General features: G+C 69.4%; 11 protein-coding genes. 5 read left to right on the forward strand and 6 right to left on the reverse strand.

Going from position 1 to position 13,284, the window contains the following annotated elements; all coding sequences use genetic code 11:
- Window positions 1–44 precede the first annotated feature (44 nt).
- Window positions 45–626 carry a TetR/AcrR family transcriptional regulator gene (locus ACEXOR_RS07340; protein WP_374848817.1) on the reverse strand — a complete coding sequence of 194 codons (582 nt, stop codon included), beginning with the start codon at window positions 624–626 and terminating at the stop codon, window positions 45–47.
- Between the two features lie 122 nt (window positions 627–748).
- Here ACEXOR_RS07340 and ACEXOR_RS07345 point away from each other — a divergent pair, with 122 nt between their 5' ends.
- Window positions 749–2,221, forward strand: a complete 1,473-nt coding sequence (locus tag ACEXOR_RS07345) for an amino acid permease (protein WP_374848818.1) — start codon at window positions 749–751, stop codon at window positions 2,219–2,221.
- Window positions 2,222–2,282: 61 nt separating this feature from the next.
- Here ACEXOR_RS07345 and ACEXOR_RS07350 read toward each other — a convergent pair whose 3' ends face one another.
- On the reverse strand, window positions 2,283–3,143 hold the full coding sequence (locus ACEXOR_RS07350; RefSeq protein WP_374848819.1) for an NAD-dependent epimerase/dehydratase family protein: 861 nt from the start codon (window positions 3,141–3,143) through the stop codon (window positions 2,283–2,285).
- A 50-nt stretch (window positions 3,144–3,193) separates the two neighbouring features.
- Here ACEXOR_RS07350 and ACEXOR_RS07355 point away from each other — a divergent pair, with 50 nt between their 5' ends.
- Window positions 3,194–3,583 (forward strand): DUF1304 domain-containing protein, encoded by a 390-nt coding sequence (locus ACEXOR_RS07355; RefSeq protein WP_374848820.1) that lies wholly within the window; start codon window positions 3,194–3,196, stop codon window positions 3,581–3,583.
- Window positions 3,584–3,616: 33 nt separating this feature from the next.
- On the opposite strand, the gene ACEXOR_RS07360 is transcribed toward ACEXOR_RS07355, so the two are convergent.
- Window positions 3,617–4,666 carry an ABC transporter permease gene (locus ACEXOR_RS07360; RefSeq protein ID WP_374848822.1) on the reverse strand — a complete coding sequence of 350 codons (1,050 nt, stop codon included), beginning with the start codon at window positions 4,664–4,666 and terminating at the stop codon, window positions 3,617–3,619.
- Window positions 4,663–6,138, reverse strand: coding sequence for a sugar ABC transporter ATP-binding protein (locus ACEXOR_RS07365; protein WP_374848823.1), 1,476 nt, complete (start codon window positions 6,136–6,138; stop codon window positions 4,663–4,665). Before ACEXOR_RS07365 ends, ACEXOR_RS07360 begins: the two co-directional genes overlap by 4 nt.
- 102 nt (window positions 6,139–6,240) lie before the next feature.
- Here ACEXOR_RS07365 and ACEXOR_RS07370 point away from each other — a divergent pair, with 102 nt between their 5' ends.
- From ACEXOR_RS07370 to ACEXOR_RS07380, 3 genes are read left to right on the forward strand one after another with little or no spacing between them, the layout of a single operon-like run.
- Entirely contained in the window at window positions 6,241–7,293 is a 1,053-nt protein-coding gene (locus ACEXOR_RS07370) for a substrate-binding domain-containing protein (protein WP_374848824.1), read from the forward strand.
- A gap of 43 nt (window positions 7,294–7,336) precedes the next feature.
- Entirely contained in the window at window positions 7,337–8,515 is a 1,179-nt protein-coding gene (locus tag ACEXOR_RS07375) for a Gfo/Idh/MocA family protein (RefSeq protein ID WP_374849208.1), read from the forward strand.
- The gene (locus ACEXOR_RS07380; protein ID WP_374848825.1) at window positions 8,512–9,513 is read left to right on the forward strand and encodes a sugar phosphate isomerase/epimerase family protein; all 1,002 of its coding nucleotides are present in this window, start codon (window positions 8,512–8,514) and stop codon (window positions 9,511–9,513) included. Before ACEXOR_RS07375 ends, ACEXOR_RS07380 begins: the two co-directional genes overlap by 4 nt.
- Window positions 9,514–9,565: 52 nt before the next feature.
- Here ACEXOR_RS07380 and ACEXOR_RS07385 read toward each other — a convergent pair whose 3' ends face one another.
- Window positions 9,566–10,771, reverse strand: coding sequence for an ROK family transcriptional regulator (locus tag ACEXOR_RS07385; RefSeq protein ID WP_374849209.1), 1,206 nt, complete (start codon window positions 10,769–10,771; stop codon window positions 9,566–9,568).
- A 242-nt stretch (window positions 10,772–11,013) separates the two neighbouring features.
- Window positions 11,014–13,158 (reverse strand): cell wall-binding repeat-containing protein, encoded by a 2,145-nt coding sequence (locus ACEXOR_RS07390; protein WP_374848826.1) that lies wholly within the window; start codon window positions 13,156–13,158, stop codon window positions 11,014–11,016.
- Between the last annotated feature and the right edge of the window lie 126 nt (window positions 13,159–13,284).

The raw sequence follows: 13,284 nt of genomic DNA on the forward strand, positions 1-13,284 counted from the left end.
AGCGGAGTGCGGTGGGGCGGTGGAACGGTGTGCGGTGATGCGGTCTAGCGGGAGAGCGGGGTGATCAGTTCGGAGACCACGTCGATCAGGGCTTCCCTGATGGCCTCCAGGTCTTCGGTGTCGGCGACGCTCGGCCGCGAGGCGACCATCACGTAGGCGGCACCGGCGAGCGCGACACCCAGGCGGATGCGCTGAGCCGGCGTGGGCAGGCCCGTCATGAACGACTCGCCGATGCGGTCGATCAGCCCGCGCGCCTCGTCGATCACCACGATGCCGGACAGCGTCTGGCCCTGGTTGATGATGATGTGCGCCGCCATCCGGTTCTCCAGCAGCAGGTCGATGAACTCCACCACGAAGGCGTCGCGCTGTTCGTCGGCGGTGAGCTTCTCGACGATCGAGTCGAGGAACGAGGACAGCTTCTGGACGGCGGGCCCGATGGCCGCGTCGAACAGGGCCTCTTTCGAACCGAAGTGGTAGAGCACGCTCGACTTGGAATAGCCGGCCGCATCCGCGATCTGCTGCAGGCTGGTGCCGGCGTAGCCGTTCTCCGCGAACATCTGCAGGGCGATGCGGCGCAACTCGGCGTTGACGTCGTTCTGCGGGCGCACGATCGGGATGATGGGCATGGTCACGACGCTACACTGACCGATCGGTCAGCCACTGCCCGATCGGTCAGATTATCGGCCGGCTCGCAGTTTCGGGTCTGTTCCGGACTTGCGATGCGCTCGGATCGCACTAACGTCGTGCCATGACGAACGAGCGTTTCGCCGACGAGCAGGCGGGTTATCACAAATCGCTGAAGCCGCGGCAGCTGCAGATGATCGCGATCGGCGGGGCCATCGGAACCGGCCTCTTCCTCGGCGCCGGTGGCCGATTGCACGAGGCCGGGCCGCTACTCGTGGTGGATTACGCCGTGTGCGGCTTCTTCGCCTTCCTCATCCTCCGGGCGCTCGGCGAGCTGGTGCTGCACCGGCCGTCGTCGGGCTCGTTCGTGAGCTACGCCCGTGAGTTCTACGGCGAGAAGGCGGCCTACGTCTCGGGCTGGCTCTACTTCCTGAACTGGGCGATGACCGCCATCGTCGACTCCACGGCCGTGGCCGTGTACGTGCAGTACTGGAGCCTGTTCACCGACGTGCCGCAGTGGCTCCTGGCTCTGATCGCCCTGGCCGTGGTGCTCGCCGCCAACATGATCTCGGTGAAGGTGTTCGGCGAGATGGAGTTCTGGTTCGCGCTGATCAAGGTGGTGGCGCTCGTGGCGTTCCTCATCATCGGCGTCGTGTTCCTGGCGTTCGCCTTCCCCACCGAGCAGGGCGTCACCGGCATCCCGATGGTGGCGGCCGAGGGCGGCCTCTTCCCCGACGGCATCAACACCCTCGTGGTGGCGGTCGTGATGATCCAGGGCGTGGTGTTCGCGTACGCCGGCGTGGAGCTCGTCGGCACGGCGGCCGGCGAGACGGCAGAGCCCGAGAAGATCATGCCGCGCGCCATCAACAGCGTGGTGTTCCGCATCGCCGTGTTCTACTGCGGCTCGGTGCTGCTGCTGGCCCTGCTGCTGCCGGCCTCGAGCTACTCGGGCACCGAGAGCCCGTTCGTCACCTTCTTCTCGAACATCGGCAACCCCACCGTGGCCGCCATCGCCGGGTCGGCCATGAACTTCGTGGTGCTCACGGCGGCCCTGTCGAGCCTGAACGCGGGGCTCTACTCGACCGGTCGCATCCTGCACTCGATGTCGACGGCGGGGGCGGCGCCCAAGTTCACCGGCAAGATCAACAAGCGCGGGGTGCCGTTCGGCGGCATCCTGCTCACCTCGGCGGTCGCCCTGCTCGGCGTGGGCCTGAACTTCGTGGTGCCCGCGCAGGCGTTCGAGATCGTGCTGAACGTGTCGGCCCTCGGCATCGTGTCGAGCTGGGGCACCATCGTGCTGTGCCAGATGAAGTTCAAGAAGCTGGCCGACAAGGGCCTCTACACGCGCCCGAAGTTCCGGCTCTTCGGGGCTCCGTTCACCTCGTACCTCACGCTCGCCTTCCTGGTGGCCGTGCTGGTGCTGATGGCGTTCGACTACCCGGCCGGCACCTTCACCATCGCGTCGCTCGTGATCATCGTGCCGCTGCTCATCCTGGGCTGGTTCGTCTACCGCGATCGCATCCTCGCCATCGCCAAGGAGCGCGACGGCTACACCGGCGCCTACCCCACCGTGGCGAACCGCCCGCTCGAGAAATAGCCGGCGCCGAACGGATGCGCCCGCTCCGCGCCGCGGTCACGTCGAGCGGGGCGGCCCGCTGCTACACGTGGTCGCGCCAGCTGTGCTGCGGCTCGAACCAGAGCATGCGCTTCGCCTTGTCGATGCCGAGCAGCGTCTCGGTGCCCGGCACCTCGCGCACGAACGGCACCTCGGGGAAGAACCGGGCGGCCGCATCGGCCGATGACGTAGCGGTGAGCACCGTGTCGGCCGCGGCGATGATGAACGCCTCGAAGCCGGTGATGGTGCTCTCCAGCGCCAACCGCACGGCCTGTGCGCCGTCGCGGGCGTCGATGTAGCCCCAGGCGTTCCAGGAGCGGGACCCGGGGTCGTTCTCGAAAGCCGGGAACGCGGCGTAGTCGTCGACATCCATCACGTTCGAGAAGCGCAGGCCGATGAGCTTGAGGTTCGGGTTCCAGCGCGTGAAGTGGCGCGCCATCTCTTCCTCCACGGCTTTGCCGAGCGAGTAGGTGCTGGAGGGGCGCACCGCGTAGTCCTCGTCGACCGGGAAGTAGGGCGGCGGGTTCTCGGCGAACGGCAGGCCCAGCACGGTCTCGCTGGAGGCCCACACCACGTTGTCGATGCCGGCCGCCTTGGCCGCCGCGAACACGTTGTAGCTCGCCGGCACGTTGTTGGCGAAGATGGCGGAGTTCGGGCGCAGGCCCGGTGCGGGCACGGCGGCGAGGTGCACCACGGCGTCGACGCCGTCGTAGCGGTCGTCGACGCTCGTGAAGCACTGCAGCACCTGGCCGTAGTCGGTGAGGTCGACCTGCACGAACACGGCCCGCGCATCCGTGCCCGGCCGCTGGTCGAGGTTCACCACCTCGTAGCCGTTGTCGAGCAGATGGGTGACGACGGCGCGGCCCAGTTTGCCACTGCCTCCGGTGACGACGACACGGGTCATGATCTCTCCTTCATCGGATGGGATTGCCGGTTCCACCCTAGGCTGACCCCATGGCCGTCGCTGCAACCGTCTTCCTCGCCATCGCGGGACTCATCCACGTGTACATCTTCGTGCTGGAGAGCCTGCGCTGGCGTCACCCGGCCACCTGGCGCATCTTCGGCGTCGCCTCGCAGGCCGACGCCGACACCACGGCTCCGATGGCCTACAACCAGGGGTTCTACAACCTCTTCCTCGCGGTGGGGGTCGTTCTCGGCGTCATCCTGTACTGGGCCGGCGCTGTTCCGGCCGGGGCTGCGCTCGCTCTCTTCGCCGCGGGATCGATGGTGCTCGCCGCCGCGGTGCTCGTCTCGACCGGGCGGCGGAACCTCCGGCCCGCCCTCATCCAGGGTGCGGCGCCGCTGGTCGGCATCCTGCTGCTCGTGATCGCGCTGCTCGCGTAGCCGCTCGCGCCGGGTCGCGGCCCGTCGGGCCGGTCAGCGCTTCCGGCTGCGGTTCGCGAACCGCTGCTGCAGCATCACCGCGGCCACGATGATCACGCCCTTGGCGATCGCCTGCACCGACGTCGACAGGTTGTTCTGCGTGAACACGTTGGTGAGCGTCGAGAAGATGAGCACACCCAGCACGGTGCCCATGATGGTGCCGCGCCCGCCCACCAGCAGCGTGCCGCCCACGACCACGGCCGCGATGGCGTCGAGCTCGTACAACCCGCCGTGCGTCGAGGTGCCGGCGGTGGTGCGGGCCAGCATCATCACGGCCGCGATGCCCGCGGTCAGCCCGGAGAGCACGTAGACGTACATGATGTGCCGCTTCACCTTGATGCCCGCCAGCCGCGCGGCCTCGAGGTTGCCGCCGATGGCCACGGTGCGCCGCCCGAAGGTGGTGCGGTTGAGCAGGAACCAGCCTGCGACGACCACCACCACGAAGATCCAGATCAGGATGGGCACGCCGAGCAGGTCGCCACGCAGCGCGGACAGGAAGCCCTGCTCCTTCACGATCTGCGTGGTGCGGTTCGCGAGCACCTCGGCGAAACCCTTCGCGGCCACGAGCATGGCCAAGGTGGCGATGAAGGCCACCACGTTGCCGTAGGCGATCACCACCCCGTTGATGAGCCCGGCCCCCGCTCCCACGGCGAGCGCCACGAGCACCATCACGACCCAGCTGGTGGAGGTCGAGAAGTCCTGCACCCAGGACAGCGTCGCCACGACCGACGCGAGCCCGAGCACCGAGCCCACCGAGAGGTCGATGCCGCCCGCGGTGATCACGAAGGTCATGCCGATGCTGATCACGCCGATCACCGACGCGAACCGGATGATCGTGAGCACGTTCTCGACGCTCGCGAACCGGTCACCGGCTGTGACCGCGCCCACCACGAACAGGGCGAGCAGGGCGATCACGAGCCCGAGGCTGCGGGCGGCCGATCCGCCGAGTGCCCGACTGAGCAGGCTCGGCCGCCGATCGGGCGGGGTCATGCCGCCGGAGGGTGCCGGCCCGGCGAGGGTTGCGGCGGAGTTCTGCTCGCTCATGCGGCTGTTCCTTTCATCACGAGGTCGAGCACGTCGTGCTCGTCGATCTCGTCGGCTCGGCTGGTGTGGATGACGCGGCCTTCGGCCACCACGAGCACCCGGTCGGAGAGACCGAGCACCTCGTCGATCTCGCTCGAGATCACCACGATGGCGGTGCCCTTCTCGGCCAGGCGGCGGATGAGGGCGTAGATCTCGGCCCGCGCCCCGACATCGACCCCGCGCGTGGGCTCGTCGAGCAGCAGGATGCGGGTGCCGTGCACGAGCCAGCGGGCGAGCAGCAGCTTCTGCTGGTTGCCGCCCGAGAGGGTGCGGGCGGGGCGGTCGGGGTCGGCCGGGCGCAGCTCGAGGGCGTCGAGCTGCTCGCGCGCCACCCTGCGCTCGGCGCGTTCGTCGAGCAGGCCGGCCCGGGCCCAGCGCGTGAAGCTCGCCAGGGTGACGTTGCGGTAGACCGGCTCGTCGAGGATGAGCCCTTGGCTCTTGCGCTCTTCGGGCGAGAGCCCCATTCCCGCGTGCACCCCGGCGCGCACCGAACCGGGTGTGACCCGACGGCCGTCGACCTCGACCGTGCCGCGGGTCGACTTTCGAGCGCCGTAGACCGTCTCGACGATCTCGGAGCGGCCGGAGCCGACGAGGCCCGCGAGCCCCACGATCTCGCCGGCGCGCACGTCGAACTCGACGTCGTCGAACACGCCGGCGAGGCCGAGCCCGCGAACCGAGAGCACCACCGGAGCCTCGGCGGGCACCCCGGGCCGAGGCGGGAAGACGTTGTCGACGGTTCGGCCCGTCATCAGCCGGATGAGCTCGGGCGTGGGGGTCGAGGCCACCGGCAGGCCCGTCGCCATCGTGCGGCCGTCTTTGATGACGGTGATGCGGTCGCCGATCTCGCGGATCTCCTCGAGCCGGTGCGAGATGTAGATCACCGCGATGCCCGCTGCCGTGAGTTCGCGCACCACCCGGAACAGGTTCTTCACCTCTTCGGAGTCCAGCACGGCCGACGGCTCGTCCATCACGATGAGCTTGGCGTCGTGCGAGAGGGCACGGGCCATGCTCACGATCTGCTTGTTGGCCGCCGAGAGGGTGCCCACCTCGCGCGAGGGTGAGATGTGCGGATGGCCGAGGCGCGCCATGATGGCCTGCGCCTCGCGGGCCGACCGGCGCCGTTCGGTCACCCCGCCCGTGGCGTGCTCGTGACCGAGGAAGATGTTCTCGGCCACGCTCAGGCCGTCGACCACGTCGAGCTCCTGATACATGGTGGCGATGCCGAGCGCGAGCGCCGCCACCGGATCGGTGATCGACACCGCCTCGCCGTTCCAGAGGATCTCGCCCGAGTCGGGCTGGTTCACGCCCGAGAGCGTCTTGATGAGCGTGGACTTGCCGGCACCGTTCTGGCCGAGCACGCAGTGCACCTCACCGGCCACGACGCTCAGGTCGACGCCGTCGAGCGCACGGGCACCGGCGAAGGCCTTCGACAACGCCCTCACCTCGAGTAATGACGTTTCATGATCGACTTTGGTCACTCAGTCAACATAACTGCTAGGGTGACGATCGTCAATGACGACCACCAGGAGGATCACATGCTCTCAACCCCTACGTTCTGGCCGCGCTTGGCGCTGGCCTCCGGCGCGACCGTCGCGGTCGTCGCCCTGATGACGGCCTGCACGGCCGGCACCCCCGACTCCGGAGGCGCCGCACCGGCCGCCGACACCACCGTCGAAGACAATGCCGCCACGGGCGACACCATCCGCATCGGCTTCTCGGGCCCCGCGGCCGACCACGGCTGGCTCGGCGCAATCAACTCGGCCGCCATCGCCGAGGCCGAGAAGTACGCCGACGTCGACCTCGTGGTGGCGGAGGGCACCAACGACGCCAACCTGCAGATCAGCCAGGTGGAGACGTTCATCAACGACAAGGTCGACGCCATCGTGCTGCTGCCCACCGACGGGGCGGCCCTCACCGACGTGGCGATCAAGGCCATGGAGGCGGGCATCCCCGTGGTCAACGTCGACCGCGAGTTCTCGAGCACCTTCGCCGCGCGCACCACCATCCTCGGTGACAACTACGGCATGGGCGTGAGCGCCGGCACCTACATCTGCGAGCAGCTCGAGGGCAACGACGACGCCGTCGTCGCCGAGATCGCCGGCATCGACAGCCTGCCGCTGACGCAGGATCGCAGCCAGGGCTTCGCCGACGCGCTCGAGGACTGCGGGCTCGACGTCTCGAACCGCGTGGCCGCCGACTTCACCGTGCAGGGCGGCGAGGCCGCCGCCTCGCAGCTGCTCGCCTCGGCCCCGAAGATCGACGCCATCTGGAACCACGACGACGACCAGGGTGTCGGCGTTCTCGCCGCCATCGACGCGGCCGGACGCGACGAGTTCTTCATGGTCGGCGGTGCCGGCTCGGCGAACGTGATGCGCTCCATCCAGGCCGATGACACCGTGCTCAAGGCGACGGTCATCTACCCCTCCACGCAGGCCGCCGACGGCATCGCCCTCGCCCGGCTGATCGTGCAGGAGAAGGGCATGAGCGATCTCGTCGAGTCGTCGGTGCCGCGCAAGGTCCAGCTCTTCGCACCGGTGGTGACCAAGGAGAACGTCGACGTCTACCTGCCCAGCGCGTTCGAGTCGTAGGACACGGGCCGTGACGGGAACTGCTCCCCCGCTCCGCGTCGCCATGGTCGGCAACGGCTTCATGGGCGCGGCGCACTCCCAGGCGTGGCGCGTGGCGCCACGGTTCTTCGACCTGCCCCTCGACCCGCGGATGAGCGTGCTGGTGGGCCGGGATGCCGATCGCGCCGCCGACGCCGCCGCCCGCTGGGGCTGGGCGGAGTCGTCGGCGGACTGGCGCTCGGTGATCGAGCGTGACGACATCGACCTGGTCGACATCGTGACGCCCGGGCGCACCCACGCCGAGATCGCCATCGCGGCGCTCGACGCCGGAAAGCACGTGCTGTGCGAGAAGCCTCTGGCCAACACGGTGACCGAGGCGCGGGCGATGGCGGAAGCCGCCGCCCGCGCCGCCGCCCGCGGCAGGTACGCGATGGTGGGCTTCACCTACCGGCGGGTGCCCGCCGCCACCCTGGCCCGCGACCTCGTGGCCGCCGGCCGGATCGGCACGGTCAACCAGGTCAGCGCGTCGTACCTGCAGGACTGGCTGGTCGACCCCCTGGCCCCGTTCACCTGGCGGCTCGACAAGGAGCAGGCGGGGTCGGGCGCGCTCGGCGACATCGGAGCGCACGCCATCGACCTGGCGCAGTTCGTGACGGGCCGTCGGCTGGTGGCGGTGAGCGGCGTCGTCGAGACGATCGTGGGCGAGCGCCCGGTGCTGGCCGAGTCGCACGGACTCAGCGGTGTCGCCGGCGTGGGAACGGCCGAGGTGACGGTCGATGACCGGGCCCTGTTCACCGGGCGCTTCGACGACGGTGTGCTCGGGGCCTTCGAGGCCAGCCGCTTCAGCACCGGCCGCAAGAACGCCCTGCGGCTGGAGGTGTCAGGGTCGCTCGGCGCCGTGGCGTTCGACCTCGAAGACCTGAACGCGCTGCAGTTCTACGACGCGACGGCCGACCCGGCCACGCGCGGATTCACGAAGATCATCGTGACCGAGCCCGAGCATCCGTATGTCGACGCCTGGTGGCCCGCCGGCCACGGGCTGGGCTACGAGCACGGCTTCACCCACCAGGTGCGCGACCTGGTCGCCGCCATCGCGGCGGGCGAACAGCCGCGGCCGTCGTTCGACGACGGTCTGCAGGTGCAGAGCGCCCTCGAGGCGGTGGAGCTCAGCTCGCAGAACGCGAGCGCCTGGACGGCGGTCGCGAGCACGACGGCATCGAGCACCGAGGAGGAGTACGCATGAGCCGGCCCATCACCCTGTTCACCGGCCAGTGGGCCGACCTGCCGCTGGAGGAGGTGGCGCGCCTCGCCGCCTCCTGGGGCTACGACGGGCTCGAGCTCGCGTGCTGGGGCGACCACCTCGACCCGTGGCGGTGGGATGACGACGAGTACGTGCAGGGCCGGCTCGACCTGCTGGCCCGGCACGGCCTCACGGTGCACACCATCTCGAACCACCTCAAGGGGCAGGCGGTGTGCGACGATCCGATCGACGCGCGGCACCGCGACATCCTGCCCGACGTCGTGTGGGGCGACGGCGACCCGGAAGGGGTGCGGCAGCGCGCCGCTGAGGAGATGAAGAACACCGCACGCCTGGCTGCGAAGCTCGGCGTGAAGACCGTGGTGGGCTTCACGGGCTCGAGCATCTGGAAGTACGTGGCCATGTTCCCGCCCGTGTCGCAGGAGCTGGTCGACGCGGGCTACCAGGACTTCGCCGACCGCTGGAACCCGATTCTCGACGTGTTCGACGAGGTGGGGGTGCGGTTCGCCCACGAGGTGCACCCGAGCGAGATCGCGTACGACTACTGGACGACGGTGCGAACGCTCGAGGCCATCGGGCACCGCGAGGCGTTCGGGCTCAACTGGGACCCGTCGCACTTCGTGTGGCAGGAGCTCGACCCGGTCTCGTTCATCCTCGAGTTCAAGGACCGCATCTACCACGTCGACTGCAAAGACGTGAAGATGAACACCGGCAACGGGCGCAACGGCCGGCTCGGTTCGCATCTGGCCTGGGCCGACCTGCGCCGCGGATGGGACTTCGTGTCGACCGGACACGGCGACGTGCCGTGGGAGAAGAGCTTCCGCGCCCTCAACTCCATCGGCTACGACGGTCCGCTCTCGGTGGAGTGGGAGGACGCCGGGATGGATCGGCTGGTCGGCGCCCCCGAGGCGCTGGCCTTCGTGAAGAAGCTCGCGTTCGAGGCGCCCAGCGCGTCGTTCGACGCCGCCTTCAGCACCCGCTGAAGCCCGCTCGGCGCCCGCCCCTGAACTCGCGGCGCTGGGCGAGGAGGACCTGTCAGTCCCTTTCCTCGCCCAGCGCCGCGACCATGGCGTCGACCCGCTCGATCGACAGGGCCGACCGGATGGCGAGCACGGCCGCCCCGGCGATGGCGGCATCCGCCCCGATCTGCGACTTCGTGATCTCGAGATGTTCGGTGGCGAACGGCATGGCCCGCGTGTAGACCGCTTCGCGCACACCCGCGATGAGGTGCTCGCCGGCGGCAGAGAGCGAACCGCCGATCACGATGGTGGAGGGGTTCATCAGGCTCACGCAGGTCGTGAGAACCTCGCCGAGGTCGCGTCCCGCCTGACGTACGGCCTGGATGGCCTCGATGTCCCCCCGGCGCACCAGTTCGACCACGTCGAGGCTGGTACGGGTGTCCGAGCCCTGATCGGCGAGCGCCCGGGCGACCGCCGAACCCGAGGCGATCGCCTCGAGGCAGCCGGTGTTGCCGCAGCGGCAGAGCACGTCGGCGCCGCGGGTCACGTAGACGTGCCCGAGGTCACCGGCCGTGCCCTGGGCCCCGCGCTGCAGCACCCCGCCCGAGATGACTCCGGCGCCGATGCCGGTGGCCACCTTCACGAACATGAGGTCATCGACCCCGGGCCACGCGAGCTCCCGTTCACCCAGCGCCGAGATGTTCACGTCGTTGTCGACGAGCACCGGAACGCCGAAGTGCTCGCCGAGCACGCCGGCCACGTCGTAGCGGTGCCAGCCGGGCATGATCGGCGGGTTGATCGGCTGGCCCGAGCTGTGCTCGACCGGGCCGGGCAGGCCGACCCCGACCGCGATCAGCGGGCCGACGCGGTCGCCGGCCGAGGCGATCAGCTCGGTGCCCATCGTCATCACCCGCCCGAGCACCTCCTGCGGGCCGCGGGCGATGTCGAGTTCGGCCGCGGTCTCCGCCACCATCGCGCCAGTGAGGTCGCTGATGGCGACCCGCACGTGCGAAGCCCCGACGTCGACTCCGAGCACGGAATGCCCCGCGGAGTTGATGGCGAACTGCGTCGACGGGCGACCGCCCGTGGAGATGGCATCGCTGACCGGCTTCAGCAGCGCCAGCCGCATCAGCGCGTCGACCCGCAAGGCGACGGTGGAGCGGGCGAGTCCGGTCATCGTGGCCAGCTCGGTGCGCGTGCGGGGCTGCCCGTCGCGCATGATCTGGAAGAGGTCACTCGGTTGAGGTGAACCCGACCCGCGGGACCCCAGACTTATGTCGATCACCCCCCGATCTTACAACGGCGATCGACCCAAGTCAGCGGGCGGCGGCGCTCCCTTGCTCATCGTAGGAGGTACGTCTCCTGCGCGTCTTTCATGGAGTGCCACGACGGCCAGAGCCTGCCCCGGCTCGCCTCCCGAGACCGCCGTGGTGCGCAATCCGACCGATGGGTCCACTCGCGACCCGTCCCGAAACGCCCACATTCCGTTCGAGACAGGGCGATTCGAGACGGGTCGTCGGGTTCCTATCGAGGGAGGTACTTCTCCAAGGCATCGAGGATTGTGTCGGAGATCGTGCTCGGGCCCCCCAGCACCACGATTCGGTAGGGGTCGAGTCGCTCCAGCTGCGCGGCGACCGATGCGGGAACGGCGTCCCGGGTCACGAGGAGAACCGGCCCCTTGCCCGCGATCGCCGAGGCCGAGCCCGACAGAGCGTCGGGGAACACGGCGCCCGACGCCACGTAGACCACTCGCTGCCCGTTCGGGAAGACGTCTGCCGCGACGCCGGCCGAGACCTCGAAGCGATCAGCACCGGAGACCCTGCGCACGGGGTAGCTGAGCTTCGCGATCTCCGAGTAGACCGCCGCGGAGATGGTCGCCTCACCGCCGAGAACCACGACGCTCCCCGGCGCCAGGCGCTTCAGTTCGTTGGAGACCACGCCCGGGATCGAGTTCTTCGTGACCAGCAGAACGGGCCCTCCGAGCAAGCCCGCGGCCGCAGAGCCCGAGAGCGCATCCGGGAAGACCTCGCCGGAGGCGATGTACGCGGTCGGCGTGTGCTTCGCGAACCGCGCTCTCGAGACAGCCGCCGAGACCGCGAATCGGTCGGGCCCTTCGATGCGGGAAACGGTCGCCCCGAACGCGGACAGTGCCGTCTGGACGCTCGCCGAGATGGTGGCGAAACCACCGAGAATGACGATGGACGTCGGACCGAGACGCCTGAGTTCGTTCGCGACCGAGTCGGGTACCGCATCTTTGCCGACGAGCAGCACCGGCGCGCCCTGCGCCCCAGCCGCCGCCGAACCGGACAGCGCGTCGCTGAAGACCGCGCCGGACGCCACGTAGACGACCTCGGTTCCCGGCGGGAAGTTCGCCGCCGACACCGCGGCCGACACCGCGAAGCGGTCCGCTCCGCCGACCCTCTCGACGCGTGAGCCGTTCAGGCCGTGGAGATACACCTGCGCCGGCCCGGATCCGCCGAGCAGATCCCCGGCGGCGGTGAACGCGATCCGTTGTCCGTCTCCGGAGATGCTGGGCTGATCAGCCCCCGGCACACCACCCCCCCGGGTGGGATCAGCGAGTGTCGAACTGGCCATCGTGGTCACCCGTGCCGTGAGGTCGCGCCAATAGACCTGCCACTGACCACGGCTGTCGCCGCCGACGAGGTCACGAGCGTCCGAGGCGAACGCGACTCGTCGACCATCACCGGAGATCGACGCCGTTCTCGCCAGGCCTACGGTGCCGGCGTCGTCGTTCTTGTTCATGCTGACGAGTTCCGAGGTGGTGGCCGCCAGATCGCGGACATACACCTGAAGCTGCCCTTTCCGTGGCAGTTCGACGAGGTTGCCTGCTTCGGACTCATATGCCACCCGCTGTCCGTCGTCGGAGATCGACGCGGCCCTTGAATCCCAGTCGCCCCCGCCCCCGCCCGCCGCGAGGCTGACGAGTCGCGTACGACCTGATCCGAACGAGTGGGCGAAGACCTGCTCGGAGGCCGCCGGCACGGCGTCTGTCGTGAGATTCCTCGCACCGGAGGTGAATGCGACCACAGACCCGTCGCGGGAGAGCGCAGGCGAGCGGGAGTAGTCGTCACCCGGCTCTCCCGGCGAGGTCGCCCCCGAGTCGCGGATGCTGGCGATGCCCACCACGGTCATGGCCCCGGCGACCAGCTCTGCGGTGAAGACCTGGCCCTCACCGACGCTAACTCCGGCCAGGAGATCCGGCGCGATCGATGCGAACACGAGTCTCGAACCGTCGCCGGACAAGGAGGGTTGGTACGAGTTGTATCTGCCTCCCGCAGTCCCGGCGATGTTGCGGGTGACCAGACGGGTGGATCCCGTCGCGAGATCCCGGATGTAGATCTGCGTGTGATCGTCTGTCAGGGGGAGCGTTGCGTCGAGGTCGGTCGCCTCCGAGGCGAATGCCACGAACCGCCCGTCGGCGGAGATCGACGGGTCGCGTGAGTCACGGTTGCCACCCGCGACGCCGGTCGACGAGACACTGACCATCTGTGTGACCCCCGTGACCATGTCTCTCACGAACACCTGCCGGCGATCGCTCGTCGGCAGGCTGGTCAGATTCGTCGCCGAGGAGGCGAAGGCCACGAAACGCCCGTCTTCCGAGATGGACGTGTCGCTCGAATCACCGTCGGCCGCGCCGGTATCCGACACGGTGACGAGACTGGTTGCCCCCGGGGCCGGGAGCGGCGAGGGCGCCGCGTGAGCGGGTGCGATACCGCCGCCCGGCATCGCACCGAACCCCGTGAGTGCCACCGCCATCGACACCAAGACGGCGGC

Origin of the sequence: Herbiconiux liangxiaofengii (assembly GCF_041927335.1) — a bacterium.
Classification (GTDB): Bacteria; Actinomycetota; Actinomycetes; order Actinomycetales; family Microbacteriaceae; genus Herbiconiux; species Herbiconiux liangxiaofengii.

Coding starts and splice junctions, on each gene's coding strand:
- ACEXOR_RS07340 (WP_374848817.1), bottom strand. CDS start 626: ATGCCCATCATCCCGATCGTGCGCCCGCAGAACGACGTCAACGCCGAG.
- ACEXOR_RS07345 (WP_374848818.1), top strand. CDS start 749: ATGACGAACGAGCGTTTCGCCGACGAGCAGGCGGGTTATCACAAATCG.
- ACEXOR_RS07350 (WP_374848819.1), bottom strand. CDS start 3,143: ATGACCCGTGTCGTCGTCACCGGAGGCAGTGGCAAACTGGGCCGCGCC.
- ACEXOR_RS07355 (WP_374848820.1), top strand. CDS start 3,194: ATGGCCGTCGCTGCAACCGTCTTCCTCGCCATCGCGGGACTCATCCAC.
- ACEXOR_RS07360 (WP_374848822.1), bottom strand. CDS start 4,666: ATGAGCGAGCAGAACTCCGCCGCAACCCTCGCCGGGCCGGCACCCTCC.
- ACEXOR_RS07370 (WP_374848824.1), top strand. CDS start 6,241: ATGCTCTCAACCCCTACGTTCTGGCCGCGCTTGGCGCTGGCCTCCGGC.
- ACEXOR_RS07375 (WP_374849208.1), top strand. CDS start 7,337: ATGGTCGGCAACGGCTTCATGGGCGCGGCGCACTCCCAGGCGTGGCGC.
- ACEXOR_RS07380 (WP_374848825.1), top strand. CDS start 8,512: ATGAGCCGGCCCATCACCCTGTTCACCGGCCAGTGGGCCGACCTGCCG.